A 20,709-nucleotide genomic window follows, 5' to 3' on the forward strand; every position below is an offset into this window, starting at 1 on the left:
TCTTCGCCAAACTCAAGGAATTCAAACGGATCGCACTGCGTAGCGACAAAACAGACAGCTCATTCGCCGCCATGATCTATCTCGCCGCAGCCGTCATACGGTCACGATGAATCTCAACAAGCCCTATTAAAAATCAATAGGAAACACCTTCCCAAGGTCGGCGCCAAACTCCTGGGGTGCAGGGGCCTTTCGGCTCCTGCCGGGAGAGCACGAGAGGGCGGCGCCCTCTCGTTCCTACCCCGCCAGCAGCGTCTCCAGCGCCCAGTCCTCCACCCCGATCAACGCCGCCCCCCCGCTTTTCAGCCAGGCCTTGTAGCGCCCCACCTCCTCCGCTTGGCTGAGGTCGAAGCCGCTCCGCAGCATCGGCTTCGTATCCCAGGCATGGTGCAGCAGCCGGGGCAGGGTGGTGCCGGGCGCGGTGGAGACCGGCTTGGTCATGATCGCCTCGAACATCGCGAAGGGGTCTTCGCGCCAGCCGGTGTAGCGTTCCAGGTGCAGCCGCCGCGCCAGGGCCGGGATGCGCGCGCCGCTGGCGAAGCGGCCATAGGCATAGTCCCGTCCGCGCCATTGCTCCTGCCCATGCCGCTGCAGCAGGGTGGCGTAATGGTCGGTCAGGGCGCGCAGCGCCTCGTTCTGCATCGGGTCGAACAGGCCGGTGTGGCGGGACAGGCGCTCCGGCGTGCGGGGGTCGTAGCCGGAGAAGTGGAAGATCTGCAGCGCCTGCCCATCCGCCTGCCAGAAGGGGCCGTGGCGGGTCAGGCTGTGCTCGCTGAGGTTCCAATAGGCCAGGTTCAGCCCGGGATGGCGCTCGATATGCACGGCGGGGCTGAAGCCCGGGGCCAGGTCCATGAATTTCTGGTCCACGAACAGGCCTTCCTCGGGCATGTCCAGGCAGTTCAGCAGCAGGTGGTCCGCCCACCAATCCAGCAGCGCCAGCGCCTCGGGGCGGGAGGACGCGCCGGCGAAGCCCAGGTTGAAGGCCCCGGCGCGCATGATGGACAGGTCCGTCGGCGCCATGTGGCCCACGGCGGGGCGGCGCAGATGGGGGGTCAGCACCAGGGCGGCGTCGCGCCACAGCCGCTCCGTCACCTGGTCCAGCCGGGACATCACCAGCATGTCGGGGTCCAGATACACCGCCCCCGCGAAGCCCAGCCGCCCCAGCAGCAGCCGCAGCAGATAGGGCTTCAGCGCCGTGCAGAATTCCAGCATGCCATAGCGGAAGGCGAAGCCCGGGAAATCCGGGATGCCGAGCTGGCCGGCGAGGATCACCTCGATGCCCGGCGGCATGTCCGCCGGTATCTCGCGCTCGGCCAGGCACAGGATGAAGCGGGCCTCCGGGTGGTGTTCGGCCAGGCTGTCCCGCAGGGCCAGCACCTGGGCCATGTAGTTGGCCGAGGCGATGGTGCAGAAGGCGAAGCCGCCCGGGGCGGAGGGGCGCAGCGGCACATCCCCCGCGCTGTCTCCCGCGCGGGATTTCAGCAGCGCCACCACCTGGCCATCGGCGGCATAGGCGCGGATCTCGCGCACCGCGTCGCCATGGCCGGGTGCGAGTTCGAGGGCCGCGCCATAGCTGGTCAGCGCTTCCTCATGCCGGCCCTGGCGTTTCAGCACATGGCCCAGCTGCAGCCGGGCATCGGCCATGCGGGGGGCCAGGGCCACCGCCTGGCGATAGGCGGCCTCGGCGGCGGGCAGGGCGCCGGCTTCCTTTTCGGCATGGCCGCGCTGGATCCACAGCTCGGCGTCCTCGGGCACCAGTTCCAGGTACCGGGCATAGAGGGCGGCGGCCTCGGCCCAGTGGCGGGCGTCGCGCGCGGCGTCGGCCTGGGCGATCAGGCGCGCGCCCTCCGAGCCGCGGGGCGGCGGCAGGCGGCGGCCCTCGGCGATCAGGGCGCGCATGCGCTCGGCCTCGTCGGCCGCGTCCTCCAGCCCCGGGTCGGCGGCGCGGGCGGCCTCATAGGCGGCGAGCGCGCCCTCGGCATCGCCCATCAGCTTGCGCAGATGGCCCATGTTCAGGTGCAGGTCGGCGTCGCGCGGCGTCAGTTCCAGCGCCATGCCATAGCTGGCGGCGGCGGCGTCCAGCTCGCCGCTTTCCTTCTCGCAATGACCGCGCTGGACCCAGATGGCGGCGTCGCGCGGGTGCTCGGCCAGATGGGCCGCGTAGAAGCCGGCGGCGGCGGCCCAGGCGCGGTCGTTGCGGGCGTGATTCGCCGCCTCCAGCGGGGGCAGATGGGCGTAGGGGGAGGGCGGCGGCGCGGGTTCGGCCCCTGGTTCAGGCCCTGGTTCAACCTGGTGCTCGACCTCGGGCGCGCGGCGAAAACGGGCGAAGAATGACGTCCAGGCTCGGTCCAAGGCGGGTTCCCTTCCTGCGCATGGGCTAGCCTATCCCCGGGTGGGGCGGAAGGCCACCGGGTGGCTTTGCCATGGCGCCCGGCAGGCCCGATAAGCGACCCCGCAACCGAAGGGGCCGAGGCGGAACAGCATGGCGGATGATCGCAACGGAATCATGGTGATGGGGCACAGCGAGGAGATCCGGCGCATCGCTGTCTCCCTGCGGGAGATGGGGCCGCATCCGGTCTGGCTGCACGGGGAGGACGCGCCGCATGAGCGCGTGAACTGCCTGGTGGCCTTCCGCCCGCCGGCGGGGCTGATGGCCAGCCTGCCGAACCTGACCCTGGTGCACGCCACGGGCGCGGGGGTGGACGGCATCCTGATGGCGCCCGACCTGCCGGAGGTGCCGATCGGGCGCGTGGTGGCCGATGAGGTCGCCAAGCCCATGACCCACCATGTGCTGCATGCCGTGCTGCGCCATCTGCGCCAGGGCGAGGCCTTCGCCGCCCTGCAGAAGGCCGGCAGCTGGAACCGGCTGCTGACGCGCGATTTCGCGCAATTCCCGGTGGCGGTGCTGGGCGGCACCGGCGCGCTGGGCGGGGCCGTGATCCAGGCGCTGGAATTCCTGGGCATTCCGGCGCGGGGCTGGTCGCGGTCCTCCGGCACCACGCTGGAGGAGACATTGGCGGGCGCCATGGCGGTGGTCGTGCTGCTGCCCGCCACGCCGGCCACGCGCGGCGTGCTGGGCGCGCGGGAACTGGCGCTGCTGGCCGACGACGCGGCGGTGATCGCCGTGGGCCGCGGCGGCCAGGTGGAGGAAGCGGCCCTGCTGGCCGAACTCGATGCCGGGCGGCTTTCGGCCTATCTGGACGTGTTCGAGAAGGAACCGCTGCCGGCCGGCCACCCGTTGTGGCAGCATCCGCGCGTGATCCTGACACCGCATATCGCCGCCGCCCCCAGCGCCCCCGCCGTGGCGCGCTGCGTGCTGGAGAGCATGGAACGGGTGGCGCGCGGCGAGCCGCCGTTGTTCCCCGTGGACCGCGCCCGTGGCTATTGATGCGGCGCTGGCCAACCTGCACCGCGCGCTGTTCACCGGCACGGTGCTGGCCGCGGTGGCGCATCGCGGGCCGGAGGACGCGGCGCGGCTGGTCTTCCGCACCTTCCGCAACCAGCAGCGGGAACGTTTCCTGCCGGGTCTGAGGAAGCTCGGCCTGGACGGCCTGCCGCATGCGGTGGCGGCGGCGCGCTATCATTACCTGTCCAACGCGCTGGGCGGCGTGCGCGTCTATTGCCATGAGGAAACGCCCCGCAAGGCCTGGGTGGTCTATCCCGCGCCGCGCTGGCTGTGGTGGGGCACGGCGGTGTGCGGCATTCCGGAGCAGGTGAGCGTGGCGATGCTGCGCGGCTGGCACGCCCATAACGGCCCGGCGCTGGGCAACAGGCGGCTGGGCTTCGTCTGCACCGGCCAGGTGGCGGCGGGGGATTTCGCGCTCTCGGGCTATTATGTCGAGGAACATTGGGACCTGGCGGAGGAGGAGCGGCTGCGCTTCGCCACCGAACCCGTCCCGCCCGAGGGGCCGCAGCCCGCCCTGCCGGATGCCGACTGGCCCGCCGCGCGCCGTGCCAAGGCCCGCGCCCGCTACGCGCTGGAATATGCCCGCAGCGCCACCCGCGCGGCGGAGGAGGAGTTCGGGGCCTCCGCCGCCTTCACGCTGCTGGGCCGCGCGGCCCGCCAGGTGGGGCTGCAATTCCAGCCCGAACTGGCCGAGGCGGCCGGCATTGGCGGGCGTGGCGAAGCCGATGGCCAGGCGCTGCTGGCCCTGCTGGAGGGGGCCGATCTGGGCGATTCCGCCTTGGCCGGGGCGGTGTGGCGTGAATTGCGGCGGGGCTTGCTGCTGGGGCTCAACCCCGCCTTGCCGCAGCACCCGGCGATCGACTGAGGCAGGACGGCCACTTTGCGGGCATGCCGTGCCCCGCCGGGCGCCATGGCGGCGCCCCGGGGCCTTTACCCGGCGGCTGCAGCGGGTTACCGCCTAAGCCTACGGAATTCTCCGTGACGCGGGACTGCGACACGACCGATGAAGATCTGCATCCTGGGCGCCGGCGTGGTGGGGCTGACCACCGCCTATATGCTGGCGCGCGAAGGCCATGAGGTTCAGGTGCTGGATGCGGAGCCGGGGGCCGGCCTCGGCACCAGCTACGCCAATGGTGCCCAGCTGTCCTACAGCTATGTCGCGCCCTTCGCGGCGCCGGGCGTCGTTTCCAAGGTGCCGGGCTGGCTGATGGACCGCGACGGGCCCATGCGCCTGCGCCCGGATTTCACCTGGAACCAGATCCGCTGGCTGTACCGGTTCTGGCGCGCCTGCAACGCCACGCAGAGCGACGCGACCACCGCCGCCCTGCTGCGGCTGGCCTTCCATTCCCGCGCGCTGGTGCATGAGATGGTCTCGCGCGAAGGGTTGGATTTCGACTTCAGCCACGCCGGCAAGCTGGTGGTGTACTCCGACACGGCGGGCTTCGAGGGCGCCAAGCGCCAGGTGGCGATGCAGGCCGCGCTGGGCAGCGAGCAGCAGGCGCTGTCGCCCGCCGAATGCCTGGCGCGGGAGCCGGCGCTGGCCCATATCGCGCACCGCATTTCGGGCGGCATCTGGACGCCGGGCGAGGATGCGGGCGACTGCCACCAGTTCTGCGCCGGGCTGACCACGCTGCTGCGCGGTTCCAACTTCAACGTGGCCTTCCATTTCGGCACGCGGGTGACGCAGCTGCTGACCGCGGGCGGGCGCGTGGTGGGGGCCGCCACCGCGCAGGGCGTGTTCGAGGCCGATGCCTTCGTCATGTGCCTGGGCAATGGCGCGCGCCAGCTGGCCAGCCCGATCGGGGTGGACCTGCCGATCTATCCGCTGAAGGGCTATTCCTACACCGTGCCGGTGACGGGGGCGGCGCCCAGCGTCAGCATCACGGATTCCAAGGCCAAGGTGGTGTACGCGCGCCTGGGCAACCGGCTGCGCATCGCGGGCATGGCCGATGTGGTGGGCAATGACCGCCGCTTCGACAACCGCCGGCTGGACACGCTGCTGCGCCAGGCCAAGGAAGCTTTCCCCGAGGCCGCCGACTGGACGGAATTGAACCCCTGGACCGGGCTGCGCCCCGCGACCCCCACGGGCCTGCCGATCATCGGCCGCAGCCGCCCCTGGCCCAACCTGGTGCTGAACCAGGGGCAGGGGTCGCTGGGCTTCACGCTGGGCATGGGCAGCGCGGCCCTGGTGGCCGATGTGCTGGCCGGGCGGGCGATGGGGATCGCGGCGGGGGAATTCGCGCCTTAAGCGAGGACGATCCCGCCCTCGATCCAGGACATGGTGTTGAGGCGGAATTCCAGGCTCTCGGAAAAGCCGATCACCACCTGCACCCGGTTCTCGATGCCCTGGTCCAGATGGCTGGTCCAATGGGCGAAGCCCTCGGCATCCGGGCCACGGCCGAGCACGTTGTGGTACAGCAGATTCACGAAATCCGCGTTGCTGGTGGCGTTGCCGTAGATCGCCTGGAACTCCGCGCTGTTCAGGAAGCCGGGTACGATGTCGTACAGCGACAGCCCATCGTCCATGCGGCCGCGCCAGGACATCAGGCCGTATTCCTCCGGGTGCCTGCCGAGGGTGGCCTGGTAGAGGCGGGCGATGGAGGCCGCACCCTCGTCCTGGTCCCAGACGCTGGAGGCGATGTCGGAGCCGAAGCGGGTCTTGTATTCCGTGCTTTCGGAAAAGCGGGCGAGAACGGTGCCGCGGCTCACGCCGCTGTTCAGCGCGTTGACCCAGGTCGTCAGCGCTGCATCGGGCGCGCGGCCCAGGATGTCTGTGAACAGGCTGCTGACGAATTGCGTGTTGGTCTGGCTGCCATGGGCGATGGCGAATTCCAGCGAGGAAGCGAAGCTGTCGCCGATGCGCTCGATGCTGACGCCCGCGTTGCGCTGGTCGATCCAGTAGTTGAGGCTCATCGGATCGGGGGCACGCAGCAGGGCGCCATGGAACATCCGGGCGATCTGCATGGCGGGGTCGGAGGGGTCCGTCACCAGACGGCCGTCGGTGAAGGCGAAGCTCTCGATCCCGGTATAGGTGGTGGTCCCGGCCGCATTGGTCACCACGCCCTTGAGGGAGGTGAGGGTCATGCCGCCCTGCGTGGTGGTTCCATCGCTTTCCAGGGTGAAGCTGCCCGCCCGGCGCAGCCCGGGGACGACCAGCATATCGATCCCGGTGCCGCCGGCGGCGGAATTCGTGCCGGGCCCCACCGCCAGGATGTCATTGCCATCGCCGCCCACCAGCGTGTCGTCCCCGGAGCCGCCATTGAGCGTGTCGTTCCCGGCGAGCCCTTCCAGGCGGTCATCCAGATAGCCGCCGAAGAGCCTGTTGTCGGCGTCGTTTCCGATGAACCAGGCGTTCAGGAAGGCCTGATTGAAGAGATTTTCGATGTTCAGCAGCGTGTCGAAGCCAGCGGACGTCCGCTGGGGTGTCGTCAGGCGCAGATCGATCGGCGCGCCGGGCGCCACATACAGATACACCATGTCGCTGCCAGCTCCGCCGTCCAGCACATCGTTGCCTGCGGTGCCGGACAGGGTGTCATTGCCGTCGCCGGCCTGGATGTATGCGGCCTGCACCCCGCTAAGACTGGCCAGACTACCCAGATCATCATCGCCGACACCCAGTGTCAGGCGAAGAATCTCGGGCGTTTCGCGGTCCAGGGCTGAGGAATAATAGTATCTAAAGCCCAGAAGTGCCGACAATCCTTCCGCGGTGGTCAAGGTGAACGAGATGTCCGGGTGGTTGGCATAGGGCGGGGTGCCGACGGTCAGCAGCGTCACGCGGCTCGACTGGCTGAAATCCGCGATCAGCGTATCGGTGCCCGCGCCCGTGAACAGGGAGATGCTGCCGGTGCTGGTGTGGTCCAGCAGAATCGTGTCGTCGCCCACCCCGGTCGAGAAGCTGCCGCTGACCGGCCCGCCCATGCCCTGAAAGGAGAGGGTGTCGTTCCCGGAACCGAGGGTGAGGTTGTAGGTCTCGAAACCCGTGAAGCTGGTGCCCCCGAGGTTGTGGACCGTCCCGGCCATGCCGAGGTTCAGCGGGGCGGAGGTGGCCCAGCTCCAGGTCAGGGTGTCGTTGCCAGTGCCGCCATCCAGGCTGTCATGGCCCGCCGCCGAGCCCGTGATGCTGTCATTCCCGGCGCCGCCATTCAGCGTGTCGTCGCCCGGCCCCAGCATCTGCGCCGTGAAAACGTCATTGCCCGACCCCCCGGTCAGGTCATAGGCGCTGTAAGTGTACACCCAGGGATCGATGGTGTTCGCGCTGGTCTTCCAGCCCACCCCGCCATCTGTCGCGGCGTTGGTCCCGGTGGCGAAATACCGCCACAGGCTATCGCTATAGTAGCCGAACGCCCGGCTTTCCGCGCTGCCATCAAAGACCAGGGTGGCGCCACTGGCGCCCGGCTGCGTCGCATAGACAATGCTCATCCCCGCCCTCATCAGATGACAGGCGGATGATTTTTCCGCCCGCAATGAACTGACGCAGTTGTGAGAAATACAACTGGCGGTTGCGAAGTATTTGTGCTGCGCTTGTCTTCAGCTCATCTTCATCATGAAGAGGAATGGAAGTCCATCATTCAAATCAATGAGCCCGGGGCCTGTCGGGCTCACCAGCGCCTCAGCCCCGCCTGATTCCCCAGGGGAAGGGCGCGCACCCCTCCACCACCCCCGTCAGGTTGCTGCGATAGGCCGTGGGGATCCGGAACACCCCCAGCGGCACCGCCGGTACATCCACCGCCGTGATGTGCTGGATCTCATCGGCCAGCCGCACCCGCTCGGCCTCGGTCTCCGCCGCAAGCCAGCGCTGGGTCAGCGCCTCCACCGGTTCGCTGCCATACCAGCCGAACCAGCCCGCCGCCCCCTGGCCGCGCACATAGCCGCTGGTGGCGGGTGTCGTGATGCCGATCGCCTGCCACCAGGTGTGGAAGATGCTCCAACCCCCCCGCTCCACCGGCTCGCGGCTCGACCGGCGCTGCAGCACGGTGCCCCAATCGGTCTCGGCCAGCTCCACATTGATGCCGATCCGCTGCAGCAGCGCCGCCGTGATCTGCCCCATGGGGCGGATGGTGGGGAAATCGGCCGGGTTGATGATGACCGCCTTTTCCCCGGCATAGCCGCTCTCGGCCACCAGGCGCTTCGCCGCCTCGATGTCCGGGTTGTCGGAGAAGCGGTTGTTGGCCGGTGGCGTGCCATAGGGCGTGCCGCAAGGCAGGAAGGAATGGCAGACGGTGTAGGAGGAGGGGTCGTTGTTGGTGATGGCGGACATGTAGTCCGCCTGGCGCACCGCGGTCAGCACCGCCAGCCGCAGCTTGGGGTTGTTGAAGGGCGGGTGCAGGCTGTTGAAGCGGATCAGCCCGACATAGCCGTTCGGGTCGCCGCCGCCGATGGTGATGCCGCGCGCCCGGCGCAGGGTGGGCACCGTATCGGCCAGCGCCTGCTCCCACCAATCCACCTCGCCGCTCTGCAGCGCGGCCAGGGCGGTGGCGCTGTCGGGGATGGCCTGCCACTCGAAGCGGTCGAAATGCGCGACCTTCCCGCCCGAGGTGCGTTCCGGCGCCTCCTGCCGGGGCACGTAGCCGGTGAACTTGGCATAGACGGCGCGCTGGCCGGCCATGAACTCATCCGCCACGAAGCGATAGGGGCCGGAGCCCACCATCTCCGTCACCTGCCGGTTCGGGTCGGTGGCGGCGATGCGTTCGGGCATGATGAAGGGCACGTTGGTGGCCGGCTTGGCGAGCGCGTAGAGCATCAGCGGGAAGCGCTGCTTCAGCCGGATGGCGAAGGTCTTGTCGCTTTTCGCCTGCCACTCGTTCACGGCGGCCATCAGCAGCTGGCCCAGCGCATCCCGCGCGCCCCAGCGCTTCAGGCTGGCGATGCAGTCCACCGCGCGCACTGGCGTGCCGTCATGGAACATCAGCCCGTCGCGCAGCGTGATCTCCCAGGTCAGCCCATCTTGGGAAAGGGTGTGGCCCGCCGCCATCTGCGGCAGCGGCTCGAACTTCGCGTTCAGGCCGTACAGCGTGTCGAACACCGTGTAGCCGTGGTTCTGCGTGCCGGCGGCGGTGGTGAAGATCGGGTCCAGGATGGTCAGCGCGGCCTGAGGCACCAGCTTCAGGGTGCGCGCGCGCTCGGACTGCGCGAGGGCGGGCATCGGCATCATCGCGGCGGCGGAAAGGCCGAGCACGGTGCGGCGGCTTGTCATGATGAAGCTCCCTTGCATGGCCGCGATGCGGCATCGCCGCATGCTCGGCTCCGCGCGGGCGGTGGCGGAACGACCACTTGCCGCCGCGCAGCAAGACCAGTTGCGATGGCGGCCCCTCAACCGCCCCCGGCGGCGCTAGCCTGTCCTGGCCCCACGACGCCGGAGGACCCATGGACAGGCCGCTCTACACCCCTATCCCCGAGCACCCGGAAGGCCCGGAACTGCATGGCTTTCCGCGCGGCTTCACCGTGATCGCGGGCACCCCCGCGGTGCGCAACTGGCGCTATTACTGGCGGGAGGAGGCGGGCGCGCAGACCGCCTCCGGCGTGTGGGAATGCAGCCCCGGGCGCTTCGCCTTCCGCTTCCGGCACTGGGAGTTCTTCCACATCCTCAGCGGCCACCTGCGGCTGACGCCCGAGGGCGCGGCCCGCCTGCTGCTCGGTCCCGGCGATGCCATGGCGATGGATGTCGGCTTCGCCGGCGAGTGGGAGGTGCTGGAGACCATGCGCAAGCATTACGTCACGCGCTACAGCGAGGGCTGACCCTCCGCCGCCACCTCCCGCACCGCCTGGGCCAGCAGGGCCGCGGCGCTGCGCAGGCGGTGGGCGTCGAAGCCCGAATAGCCCAGCACGAGGCCCGAGCGCGCGGGCGTGCCCAGGTAATGCGGGCTGACGGCCTTCACCACCACCCCATGCCGCCGCGCGGCCTCCACCACCCGCACGTCGCAAATGGGCTGGCGGAAATGCATGGTCAGCTGGATGCCGCATTCCGGCACCTCCACCTCCACCAGGTCGCCCATATGGCGGGTGATCGCCTCCACCACGATGTCCCGCGCGGCGCGGTAGCGCTGGCGCATGCGCTGGATGTGGCTGGTCAGGAAGCCGCGCCGCATGAAGGCGGTGACCAGCGCCTGCTGCAGGGTGGGCGGGTTGCGGTCGGTCAGGAAGCGCGCGCCCCGGAACGCCCCGATCAGCGCCGGCGGCACCACGGCGAAGCCGATCCGCGCGCCGGGGAACAGCATCTTGCTGAGCGTGCCGACGTAGATGACGCTTTCGCCCCCCTCCAGCCCTTGCAGTGAGGCGAGAGGGCGGCCGACGTAGCGGAACTCGCCATCGTAGTCGTCCTCGATGATCCAGGCGCCATGCGCCTTGGCCCAGCTCAGCAGTTCCAGCCGGCGCTGGATGCTCATGATGGAGCCGGTGGGGTATTGGTGGGAGGGAGTGATATAGGCCGCCCGGGCCTGCGGGGCGGCGCGCAGCCCGGCCTCCACCACCATCCCCTCGCGGTCCACCGGCACGGGGATCAGGCTGGCGCCCGCCGCCGCCAGCGCTTCGCGCGTCGCCAGATAGCCCGGGTCCTCCACCCACACAGCGTCGCCGGGGTTCAGCAGCACCCGGATGGACAGGTCGATCGCCTGCTGCGCGCCCGACAGGATCAGAATCTGCTCCGGTTCGCAGCGCACCGCGCGCGCGGCGCGCAGGTATTTCGCCACTTCCTCCCGCAGGGGCAGGTCGCCGCTGGGGTCGCTGTAGCTGAGATAGGAGGGGTCGAAGTTCTGCATCACCTCCACCCCGGTGCGCCGCCAGGCCTGGATGGAGAGCGCGTCGACCGAGCAGCAGCCGGCCGCGAAGGGCAGGCTGGGGGACAGCGGCAAGGCCGCCGCGAAGCGCTCATAGCGCTGGCCGATGCGGGAGAGCTGCGGTGCCGGGGCCAGGGGAGCGGCCAGCTGGGACCGGGTGGGCGCCATCACGTCCGGCGCCGCATCCTCGGCCACGAAGGTGCCGGAACCCGCGCGGCCGGTGACGAAGCCCTCGGCCAGAAGCTGTTCGTAAGCTGTGAGGACGGAGGTGCGGGAGACCCCCAGCCGCTCCGCCAGCAGCCGGGTGGAGGGCAGGCGGCTGCCGGGCGACAGGCGCCGGGCCAGGATGGCGTCGCGGAAGCCCAGATAGATCTGCTGGAACAGCGGCCGGCTGGAATCGTGCTCCACCGCGAGGTCGAGCAGGATCGACCATTGTTCCCGCCCGCGCGGCGCGAGGGGTGCGGCCTGTTCGGGCGAGACATCCGGCATGCCGGCAAGACAAGCAAGATCGATGCCAGTATCGCGGGGGTCTACCCCGCCTTGGTCACCACCAGCCCGATGGAGGTGGTGACGAACCCCGCCAGGGCCAGCTTCAGGTGCTTGTCCACCGAGTACGGCGCCACATCCACATGCTGGTCCAGCGGGCCATGCCCAGGGTTCAGGTTCAGCGTGATGTGATGCCCCTCGGCGCGCAGTTCCCCGGCCAGGCGCAGGATGTCCTGCCGGCGGAACAGCACCGTCCCGCCTTCCTCCAGCGTCTCCGTATCCGAATGCAGATTGTATTCGGTGGTGTGGACCGCCACGCCCCCGGGCTTCAGGCAGCGCAGGCTGTTGCGGATGAAGCGCAGGCCGAGCGGGATGGAGCCCAGATGCTCCAGCGCGGAGGCCGACCAGATGAAGTCGAAGCCGGTGAGGTCGGGCGGGATGTCGTTCATGTCCACCACCCGGTGGCGCACCCGTTCCTCGAACAGATAGGAGGGGCAGATGCCGCGCGCGTTCAGCTCGTCCTGCGCCGCCGCGTGCTGCCCGTTCGTCCAGCCCTGGGCCTCGGCCTGTTCCTCGGCCAGGTCGGTGGCCAGCACATGGATGCCCATGCTGGCCATCACCGCCACCAGCGGTTCCTGCCCCACGCCGAAGCCCAGGCCCCGCCGGCCATGGCGCAGCCGCCCGCTCTGCTCCAGCGCGGACAGGATGAAGCAGAACTCCCACTGCTTGCGGTGAAAGCGCGGGGCCTCGCGGATCTGCGCGCACCAATAGGCGTAGTCGGGCTCATCGAACTGCGCCTGCGTGCACAATTGGCTGGTGACGGAGGCCAAGGTCGGCTCCGCCAGCGTCTCGTATCCCTCACCGTCCACGGTGCGCTCCCATGCCGTCAGTCCGTAAGATGCGCGGTCATGGGATCAGGAAGCAAGGGCCCGGCGGGGCCCTGGCCTAACGCAGGATGACGGCGATCCAGAAGGGCAGGGTGGCCGCGGCCAGGATGTGCTCGATGGTGGTGATGGCCGCCATCAGCGGCGCATCGCCCCCCATGGCGCGCGCCATCACATAGCTGGTGGCCGCCGTCGGCAGCGCCATGAACAGCACCGCCATGGCGGTGGGCATCTGCTCCAGCCCCAGCAGCAGGCACATGGCATAGGTGATGGCCGGCACCACCAGCAGCTTCAGCCCGGAGGTGACCAGTTGCAGCGGCAGCCGGTCCTTCAGCGCGCCGAGCGACAGGGCCGCCCCCACTGCCAGCAGCCCCAGCGCCACCGTCGCCTGGCCCAGGCTGCGGATCAGCGGCTGCACGCCATGGGGCAGCCCGCCCAGCATCGCCACCGCGAAGCCCACGATGCAGGCCACGATCAGCGGGTTCAGGAACACCTGGCGCAGCAGCGGCAGCAGGCGCAGCCGCCCCGGCCGCCCGATGGCGAAGGCGATGGTGGTGACGAACTGCACGAAGGGCACGATCAGCCCGGTGGCGACCGCGCCCAGCGCCAGCCCCGCCGGCCCCATGATGGCGCCCGCGATGGCGAAGCCCATCAGGTTGTTGAAGCGGATGCCGCCCTGCAGCACGCTGGTCATGCCCGGATGGTCCTGCCGGAACGCGCGGGAGAGCAGGACCGACAGCACCGTGCCCAGCCCCAGCCCCACCCAGATGGCCAGCATCATGCCCAGCAGCGGCACCTGCCCCATCTCCACCCCGCTGATGGCGCCCACCAGCAGGCTGGGCAGCAGCACCCAGAAGATCAGCTTCTCCAGCCCGGCCCACACCACATCGTTCGGCAGCAGGCGGTGCTTGAGGAACGCCCCCAGCAGCAACAGGCCGAAAGGCGGCACGAAGGCGTCGAGATAGGCGCCGATCACACCGTCACGCCCCCGCTTCGGCGGGCAGCGAGGAACTGGGCATGAGGGCGCCGGCCGGGGTGTGCCGGCGGCGGGCCTGGCCCGCGAGATCCCGCAGGCAGGCGGTTTCGGTGCGTTGGGCCAGGCTGCCGGCGCGCGCCTGCACATGGGCGGCGCGCAGCCCCTCCGGCGTTGGGTAGAACAGGATGTCCAGCTGGCAGGCGGAGCCGCTGTAGAGCCAGATCGCCACCGGCCCTTCGGCGCGGCGCAGTTCGGGCTCGCCCAGCCATTCCAGCACGCGCTCCGGGCTGCTGCCCATCATGGCGCCGGCATGGGTGGGCACGGCGCCGACCGGCAGGGCCACATTGCGGGGCTCCGGCCAATGGCTGGTGGCTTCGGTGACGCGCAACGCCGGATCGGCGCGGCGTGCGCGCGGGCGTGGCGAATCGGGTGGTGGAGGGGGCGCGGATTCAGCCAGAGGTTGCCCCAAGGCAGCCAGGCTGGCCCGGGTGCTGGCCAGCGCCTCGCGCGTTGCCTCACCCGCATCGGGTCCGGCGGCACATGCCGCCGGCAACAGGGCCACCAGCGTATAGGCTGGTATCAGGCGGGCCATCCAGCGCGGCGTCACGGCGCGAACCCCTTGCGGGCAGAAGCGTTTGGGCCCCGTACAGGGCCTGGGGACCCCGGCCCTGCTGGCCGGGGGCTATTCGGGGATCAGCCCTGGGGGGCCGGGCGCGGGGCGGCGGGGCCGTCCGTCAGCATTTCCATGCGGCCCATCAGCTGCCCGCCATCCTCGACCGACAGGCGCTTGCAGCGCGCCACGCCGTTCACCTTGCCGGTAGCGCGGATGATCAGGTTGCCGCGCGCCGTGATGGTGCCGTCGAACAGGCCCGCGATCTCCGCGTCCTCGACCTGCACTTCACCGCGGAACACGCCGGTCTGGCCCACGGACAGCTCTGCGGCCTGCAGCATCTCACTCTCGACCGTGCCCTCGACCACCAGGCGCTCGCAATCGGCGACGGTGCCGGTCACGCTGATGCCCTTGCCCACCGTCAGGGTGCGGCGGTCGCTCTGCGGGGCGACGCTGCCGCCGGACTGCGGCCGGGCCGGAACGCCCACGCCGGGGCCGGGCATGCCGGGGCGGATCGCCGGGGCATTGGGCGCGGGGGCGGTGGTGGCGGTGGGGCGGATGGTCTGGCTCAATGCGGGGGCTTCCTTGGGCGCGGCGGGGGCGGGCTTGGGCGCGGCTGGGCGCAGGTTGGCGGCGGTCAGATCGGCGTCACGCGCCGCAGGCACTGTCACGGGTGCCTCGGGTGCAACGGGAGTGTCTTCCTTCTTGCGGCCGAAAATCGCCATGCGTGAATGCCCCTTGGGTAGTCGAAGATTGCCCCAAGGCTTACCGCTGCCTCGGTTCCGGCACAATTGCCCGGTGCGGTGATTCACCCAAAATCTGCCAAAACTCCCGTGATGGGGATATGTCGTTTCCGTATCGCCCCTTCGCCGCGTCCCGGCCCGGCGCAAGTAGACGCATACGCGCGCGGAGGCTATGCGATACGCCATGACAGCCTCCTCCCTCGATATCCTCGGCATCGGCAACGCGATCGTCGATGTCATCTCCCGCGCTGACGACGGCTTTCTGGCCGCGCGCGGCATGCACAAGGGGGGCATGGCCCTCATCAGCACGGAGGAGGCGGAGGCGCTCTACGCCGCCATGGGCCCCGGGGTGGAGAGCAGCGGCGGTTCCGTCGCCAATTCCTGCGCCGTCGCGGCCGGGCTCGGCGCCCGCGTGGGCTTCCTGGGCAAGGTCGCGGCCGACCCGCTGGGCCAGGTCTTCGGCCATGACATCCGCGCCGCCGGCGTGCATTTCCCCACCGCCCCCCTGGCGGGCGGCGCGCCCACGGCCCGCTGCCTCATCCTCGTCTCCCCCGACGGCCAGCGCACCATGAACACCTATCTGGGCGCCTGCGTGACCTTCGGCGAGGAGGATGTGGACGCGGCCGAGATCGCCCGCGCCCAGGTCGTGTACCTGGAAGGCTATCTGTTCGACCCCCCGGCCGCCCAGGCGGCCTTCCGCGCCGCCGCCCGCGCGGCGCACGCCGCCGGCCGCAAGGTCGCGCTCTCCCTGTCCGACCCGTTCTGCGTCGGCCGCCACCGCGATGCCTTCCGCGCCTTCGTGCGGGAGGAATGCGACATCCTGTTCGCGAATGAGGCCGAGATCCTGAGCCTGTACGAGGCCCCGGATTTCGCCGCCGCCCAGGCCGCCGCCCGCGCGGATGTGCAGATCGCCGCCCTGACCCGCAGCGAGAAGGGCAGCGTGATCGTCGCCGGTGCCGAGACTCATGAGGTCGCCTCCACCCCCACCGAGGTGCTGGACACCACGGGCGCGGGCGATGCCTATGCCGGCGGCTTCCTGGCCGCCCACACGCGCGGCCTGCCGCTGGCCGTCGCCGGCAGCTGGGGCAGCGCCTGCGCCGCCGAGGTCATCAGCCATTTCGGCCCGCGCCCGCAGCGCGACCTGAAGACCCTGGTCGGGGCCTGACCATGCGCGCCGCCACGCTTGCCGCCTCGCTGCTGCTCGTCGCCGGCCCCGCCCTGGCCCATCACGGCGAAGGCCACCCCGACCGGGTGGCCCAGCTGGACGGCACGGTGCGCGAGCAGAACCGCGCCCGCGCCAACCCCGCCGCCACCCCCTATGTGCCGGAACAGAACCGCACCGCCGCCGAGGCCGACGCGGCTGGCGTGGACGACGCGGCCGGGCTGCTGCGCTCCGCCCACGCGGCGCTGACCGCCCGCCGCCCGGGGCCGGCCATCGAGTTCCTGGAACGCGCCGAATCCCGTCTGCTCACGCGCTCCACCCCCGCAACCCGCGCGGATGAGCCGGTGCGGGGCGGGGCGGTCGGCCGCATCGCCGCCGCCCGCCAGGCGGCGGGCCAGGGCGACCTGAAGGCCGCGCTGGCGGAAACCGACGCGGCGCTGACCGCGCTCGACCGGCCGCGCCGGCGACCCCGCCGGCCTTAGGGCCTGCGGGCGCGTCCGGCGGCGTCAGAACCCTCGCCAATGCTCCGGCATTGGCTTCGGCTTCTTCCTGGCCAGCACGAAAAATCCCTCGCCAGTCGCATCCCAAAGCGAACTGTCCACAGGCCTTAAGCCTCCTCGAACCGCGCCAGCCGCACGGCGGTCACGCCCGGGGCGGTGCGCAGGGTCGGCATCACCAGCAGGCAGTCCGGGTGCGGGGTGCGGATCTCCCGCGCGCCGTCATGGGCGATCAGCGTGCCGGGTTCGGCCAGGATCTCGCCGCCCCGGAAGGGGCGAATGAAGCTGAAGGCCGGGCTACGCGCGGTGATGGCCTCCGTCACGCGCGCCAGGCGGGCCCGGGGGGCGGGGGCGGGCGTGCCTTCCAGCAGGCCCTGGCTTTGCAGCAGGCGCAGCGCCACGCGCTCCATCCGGGCGGTGGTGTCGGGTTCCCAGTGCTCGCCGGCCTCCAGCAGCACGGCGCGGTGGCCCAGGGCCGCCACATGGTCGATGATGCGCCGGCCGTTCTCATGGCCATGGTCCGCCACCACCAGAGGCGGCTCGCCCAGCGACAGGCCGAGCGCGATGCTGCCCGGCTCATCGGGCGCCAGCAGCAGCGGGTCGGCGGGCCACAGCATGGAGTGCAGGTCGAGCAGCACATCCGCGCTTTCGATCAGCGGGCGCAGCACCCGGGCGCGGCGCAGCTCGTTGGAGCGGCCGGGGCCGTCCAGCAGCTCCGGGCTCCAGACGCGGTTGAAATCCTGCTCGATGAAGCGGCTGGCGATCGGGTCCTCCGGGTCGAAATGGCCGAAGGCGTCGAGATTGGCGAAAACCAGGGAGAGGCGGCCGGCCAGCGGGCGCAGCCCCTGGCGCAGCCAGCGGTCGAGCAGCACGGCCCCCGCGATCTCATTGCCATGGGTCAGCGCCACCAAGCAGACATGCGGGCCAGGGGCCGGGCCCTCGAAGCTCCAGGCGCCGCGCATGGCGTTGCCTTCCAGCCAGGGGCGCAGGTCGGGGCGGGAGATGCGCACGGGGGGCGGCGGGCCGGGCTCGCCGGCGGCCAGCGCCGCCAGGGCTTCGTTGAGCGGCTTCACTGGCATTGGCGTTCCGCCAGGCGGCGCAGGAAGCCGAGGCAGGATTCCAGCTCGCTTTCCTCGATGAATTCGTCGGGCTGGTGGGCCTGGGCGATGTCGCCCGGGCCGCAAACGATGGCGGCGATGCCCGCGGCCTCGAAATACCCGGCCTCGGTGCCGTAGCTGACGCGCGCGGCGCTGTTGCGCCCGGTCAGGCGCTGGGTGGCCAGCGTCAGCGGGTGGGTTTCTGGCAAGCCCAGCGCGGGGGCGAAGGCCCGGCGGCGGATCTCGAAGCCCGCGCCGGGGTGGGTGGCGCGCAGGCGGGGCATGATCTCGCCCTCCAGCATGGCCTGGAAGCGGGCCAGCACCTCGCGCGCATCGTCGCCGGGCACGGTGCGGACCTCGAAGGTGAACGCCGCGCGGTCGGGCACGATGTTCAGCACCGTGCCGCTGTGGAAGGTGCCGGCATGCACGGTGGTGTGGGGCGGCTCGAAACCCTCTACCCGGCGGCCTTGGGCCACGAAGCGGCGGTGTTCGGCCGCCAGCCAGGCGACCGCCTCGGCCGCGGCCATCAGCGCGTTGGCGGTGGCATCGGTGCGGGAGGAATGGCCGGACAGGCCGGTGACCGTCACATCCCAACTCGCATAGCCCTTGTGGGCGATGACGGGGCGCATCGAGGTCGGTTCCCCCACCACGCACCAGGCGGGGGGCGGGGCGTCATGCGCCAGCTCGGGCATCAGCCGCTCGGCGCCCTCGAAGGTGGTTTCCTCGTCATGCGTCAGGCAGAGATGGATGGGGCGCGCCAGCGGGGCGGCCACGAATTCCGGCACCATGGCCAGCATGCAGGCGACGAAGCCCTTCATGTCCGTCGTGCCGCGGCCATACAGGCGGTCGCCATCGCGGCGCAGGGCGAAGGGGTCGCTGGTCCAGGCCTGGGCCTCGACCGGCACGCAATCCACATGGGCCGACAGCGCGATGCCGCCCGCGACAGGCGGGCCGATGATGGCGTGCAGGTTGGCCTTGCCGTCCCGCTCCATCAGGCGCGCGGTCACGCCATGGCGGGCAAGCTCCGCCTCCGCCCACCGCAGCAGCGGCAGGTTGGTGTTGCGGCTCGTGGTGTCGAAACCCACCAGCCGCGCCAAATGGGCGCGAGCCTCCTCCAGCATGTTCCCTGTGCCTCTTTCGGCTCCATCCTAGTCGTGACACGGTGGCTGGCAATCGGGGCCCCGAACCATGAGTAGTTTCCGCATGCCAAAGATCGCAATCCTGGGCATTCATCTTGAGGCGAATGCTTTCGCGCCACCCACCGGGGAGGCCGATTTCCGCACCCAATGCTGGGAGGAAGGCGAAGCGATCACCCGGCTGGCGCGTTCGGCCGGATCACATCTTCCGGCGGAACTTCCGGGCTTCTACCGCCGGATGGACGAGACGGGCGACTGGACGCCTTGCCCCATCGCCATCTGGGCCGCGCCCCCGGGCGGGCCGATCGAGCAGGGGCTGTTCCTGCGCATGCTGGACACGGTGCGCCGGGGCCTCGCGGCCGCGCTGCCGCTGGATGCGGTATATGTGGCCAGCCACGGCGCGTCGTCGGCCACCGGCGACGAGGACAGCGACGGCACGCTGCTGGCCCTGGTGCGGCAGGTGGTGGGGCCGGCGGTGCCCATTGTCGTCACCCATGACCTGCACTGCAATGTCAGTGAGACGCTGGTGGCGAATTGCGACAGCCTGATCGCCTATCGCACCAACCCGCATGTGGACATGGCCGCCCGCGCCGCCGAGGCCGCCGACATGCTGCGCCTGCTGCTGGGCGGCACGAAGCTGCACCGCGCCTTCATCCGCCTGCCGCTGACCCCGCCGACGGTCACGCTGCTGACCGCCGAGGGTCCCTATGCCGACCTGATCCGCATGGGAGAGGCGATGGTGGAGGCCGACCCCGCCCTGCTGAACGTGAGCGTGACCGGCGGCTTCGTGTTCAGCGACCTGCCGAAATGCGGCATCACGATCAACACCACCGCGACCAGCCAGGCCGTGGCCGACGCGGCGGCGAAGACCATCGCGGATAAGGCCTGGGCGCAGCGGGAGCGGCACACCCGCACCCTGCTCTCGGTGCCCGAGGCGGTGCGGGTGGCGCGCGACGCCACGGCGACGGTGATCTTCTCCGACAGCGGGGACAACCCGGGCGGCGGCGGGCGCGGCAACACCGCCTGGCTGCTGCAAGCCCTGCATGAGGCTGAGGTGCCCGGCGTGGTGCTGGGCCTGTTCGTGGACCCCGAACTGGCCGCCGAGGCGCATGCGCTGGGCGAGGGCGCGGTGTTCGAGGCGCGCTTCAACCGCACCCCCAGCGAATTCAGCCGCCCGATGACGGCGCGCGCCACGGTGGTGAAGCTGACGGACGGGCGCGGCGTGGGCCGGCGCGGCACCATGGCCGGGCGGGGCTTCAACCTGGGCCCCAGCGCGCGGCTGCGGCTGGAGGGCAGCGGGCTGGAGGTGGTGGTGATCAGCCTGCGCCGGCAATGCCATGAGCCGCGCACGCTGGAGATGCACGGCCTGGACCTGGCCGCCGCGCGCTGCATCGTGGTGAAAAGCCGGGGGCATTTCCGCGCGGGCTTCGACGAATTCGCCCCGCCCGGGCGGGTGTATGAGGTGGACACCGCCGGGCTGACCAGCCCGGTGCTGGCGAACTTCACCTGGAAGCGGCTGCCCCGGCCGGTCTATCCGCTGGACCAGGGGGCGGTGTGGCCCGCCCCTACGCCGTAAAGGCGTTATAAGTCAGCATGGTCAGCGTGTCCTTCACGCCGGCCACGGTCTGCACCTTGTCCACCACGAACAGGCCCACATCCTGGTCCGGTTCCAGGTAGAACTTGCCCAGCAGGTCGTAAGTGCCGGAGATGGAATGCATCTCCGACAATTCCTCGATGGAATCGGCCATGTGGCGGGCGACCCGATAGGCCGCGCCCATCTCGCATTTGATCAACACAAAGATCGCGCGCATCGGAAGCCTCCAGCTGATGCGGCGCAGGATGACGGGGCCGGGGGTGTCGCACAAGCGGGGCGCCCCGCTGAACGGGGGGCGAGCGCGGCCAGAGGGTTCTGCCCAAGGAAGCGGCAGAAGCGGGCCGGGGGG

The 20,709-nt window shown here is 70.6% G+C and carries 18 protein-coding genes and 1 pseudogene; 8 read left to right on the top strand and 11 right to left on the bottom strand.

Annotated elements, in window-relative coordinates; all coding sequences use genetic code 11:
* A pseudogene (locus GT007_RS22545) lies at nt 1-110 on the top strand (IS5/IS1182 family transposase); the annotation flags it as partial.
* A 124-nt stretch (nt 111-234) separates the two neighbouring features.
* On the opposite strand, the gene GT007_RS17050 reads toward GT007_RS22545, so the two are convergent.
* The gene (locus GT007_RS17050) at nt 235-2,349 is read right to left on the bottom strand and encodes a tetratricopeptide repeat protein (protein WP_160122864.1); all 2,115 of its coding nucleotides are present in this window, start codon (nt 2,347-2,349) and stop codon (nt 235-237) included.
* Nucleotides 2,350-2,479: 130 nt separating this feature from the next.
* Here GT007_RS17050 and GT007_RS17055 point away from each other — a divergent pair, with 130 nt between their 5' ends.
* The 3 genes from GT007_RS17055 to GT007_RS17065 all read left to right on the top strand — a co-directional run bounded on the left by GT007_RS17055 (nt 2,480) and on the right by GT007_RS17065 (nt 5,651).
* Entirely contained in the window at nt 2,480-3,385 is a 906-nt protein-coding gene (locus GT007_RS17055; RefSeq protein WP_160122865.1) for an NAD(P)-dependent oxidoreductase, read from the top strand.
* On the top strand, nt 3,375-4,268 hold the full coding sequence (locus GT007_RS17060; RefSeq protein ID WP_160122866.1) for a hypothetical protein: 894 nt from the start codon (nt 3,375-3,377) through the stop codon (nt 4,266-4,268). Before GT007_RS17055 ends, GT007_RS17060 begins: the two co-directional genes overlap by 11 nt.
* Before the next feature lie 138 nt (nt 4,269-4,406).
* Nucleotides 4,407-5,651 (top strand): D-amino acid dehydrogenase, encoded by a 1,245-nt coding sequence (locus tag GT007_RS17065; RefSeq protein WP_160122867.1) that lies wholly within the window; start codon nt 4,407-4,409, stop codon nt 5,649-5,651.
* On the opposite strand, the gene GT007_RS22835 is transcribed toward GT007_RS17065, so the two are convergent.
* Entirely contained in the window at nt 5,648-7,822 is a 2,175-nt protein-coding gene (locus GT007_RS22835) for a DUF4214 domain-containing protein (RefSeq protein WP_160122868.1), read from the bottom strand. The genes GT007_RS17065 and GT007_RS22835 overlap by 4 nt on opposite strands.
* A gap of 190 nt (nt 7,823-8,012) precedes the next feature.
* A complete protein-coding gene (locus GT007_RS17075) occupies nt 8,013-9,596 on the bottom strand; it encodes an ABC transporter substrate-binding protein (protein ID WP_160122869.1) in 1,584 nt (527 codons plus the stop codon).
* 170 nt (nt 9,597-9,766) lie between these two features.
* Between GT007_RS17075 and GT007_RS17080 the strand changes: the two genes are divergently transcribed.
* A complete protein-coding gene (locus GT007_RS17080) occupies nt 9,767-10,138 on the top strand; it encodes a cupin domain-containing protein (RefSeq protein ID WP_160122870.1) in 372 nt (123 codons plus the stop codon).
* On the opposite strand, the gene pdxR is transcribed toward GT007_RS17080, so the two are convergent.
* The 5 genes from pdxR to GT007_RS17105 all read right to left on the bottom strand — a co-directional run bounded on the left by pdxR (nt 10,123) and on the right by GT007_RS17105 (nt 14,802).
* Nucleotides 10,123-11,664, bottom strand: a complete 1,542-nt coding sequence (gene pdxR, locus GT007_RS17085; protein WP_160122871.1) for a MocR-like pyridoxine biosynthesis transcription factor PdxR — start codon at nt 11,662-11,664, stop codon at nt 10,123-10,125. The two genes, GT007_RS17080 and pdxR, sit on opposite strands and share 16 nt — an antisense overlap.
* A 41-nt stretch (nt 11,665-11,705) precedes the next feature.
* Entirely contained in the window at nt 11,706-12,530 is an 825-nt protein-coding gene (locus GT007_RS17090; RefSeq protein ID WP_201451963.1) for an SAM-dependent methyltransferase, read from the bottom strand.
* A 76-nt stretch (nt 12,531-12,606) separates the two neighbouring features.
* On the bottom strand, nt 12,607-13,521 hold the full coding sequence (locus GT007_RS17095) for an AEC family transporter (RefSeq protein WP_236571723.1): 915 nt from the start codon (nt 13,519-13,521) through the stop codon (nt 12,607-12,609).
* Nucleotides 13,522-13,525: 4 nt separating this feature from the next.
* Nucleotides 13,526-14,128 carry a hypothetical protein gene (locus GT007_RS17100; protein WP_160122872.1) on the bottom strand — a complete coding sequence of 201 codons (603 nt, stop codon included), beginning with the start codon at nt 14,126-14,128 and terminating at the stop codon, nt 13,526-13,528.
* Between the two features lie 86 nt (nt 14,129-14,214).
* Nucleotides 14,215-14,802 (bottom strand): bactofilin family protein, encoded by a 588-nt coding sequence (locus GT007_RS17105; protein ID WP_236571724.1) that lies wholly within the window; start codon nt 14,800-14,802, stop codon nt 14,215-14,217.
* 256 nt (nt 14,803-15,058) lie between these two features.
* Between GT007_RS17105 and GT007_RS17110 the strand changes: the two genes are divergently transcribed.
* Together GT007_RS17110 and GT007_RS17115 are read left to right on the top strand one after the other, a co-directional pair.
* On the top strand, nt 15,059-16,039 hold the full coding sequence (locus GT007_RS17110; protein WP_160122873.1) for an adenosine kinase: 981 nt from the start codon (nt 15,059-15,061) through the stop codon (nt 16,037-16,039).
* A gap of 2 nt (nt 16,040-16,041) precedes the next feature.
* The gene (locus tag GT007_RS17115; protein ID WP_160122874.1) at nt 16,042-16,518 is read left to right on the top strand and encodes a hypothetical protein; all 477 of its coding nucleotides are present in this window, start codon (nt 16,042-16,044) and stop codon (nt 16,516-16,518) included.
* Between the two features lie 125 nt (nt 16,519-16,643).
* On the opposite strand, the gene GT007_RS17120 is transcribed toward GT007_RS17115, so the two are convergent.
* Nucleotides 16,644-17,606, bottom strand: a complete 963-nt coding sequence (locus GT007_RS17120) for a M14 family metallopeptidase (protein WP_236571725.1) — start codon at nt 17,604-17,606, stop codon at nt 16,644-16,646.
* Nucleotides 17,603-18,751, bottom strand: a complete 1,149-nt coding sequence (gene argE / locus GT007_RS17125; RefSeq protein WP_160122876.1) for an acetylornithine deacetylase — start codon at nt 18,749-18,751, stop codon at nt 17,603-17,605. The genes GT007_RS17120 and argE overlap by 4 nt, the downstream gene beginning before the upstream one ends.
* Nucleotides 18,752-18,833: 82 nt before the next feature.
* Here argE and GT007_RS17130 point away from each other — a divergent pair, with 82 nt between their 5' ends.
* Nucleotides 18,834-20,342, top strand: a complete 1,509-nt coding sequence (locus GT007_RS17130; RefSeq protein ID WP_236571726.1) for a M81 family metallopeptidase — start codon at nt 18,834-18,836, stop codon at nt 20,340-20,342.
* Here GT007_RS17130 and GT007_RS17135 read toward each other — a convergent pair.
* Nucleotides 20,332-20,577 (bottom strand): Lrp/AsnC ligand binding domain-containing protein, encoded by a 246-nt coding sequence (locus GT007_RS17135; protein WP_127788497.1) that lies wholly within the window; start codon nt 20,575-20,577, stop codon nt 20,332-20,334. The two genes, GT007_RS17130 and GT007_RS17135, sit on opposite strands and share 11 nt — an antisense overlap.
* Nucleotides 20,578-20,709: the final 132 nt, after the last annotated feature.

It is taken from the genome of Rhodovarius lipocyclicus (genome assembly GCF_009900765.1).
Taxonomy (GTDB): Bacteria; Pseudomonadota; Alphaproteobacteria; order Acetobacterales; family Acetobacteraceae; genus Rhodovarius; species Rhodovarius lipocyclicus.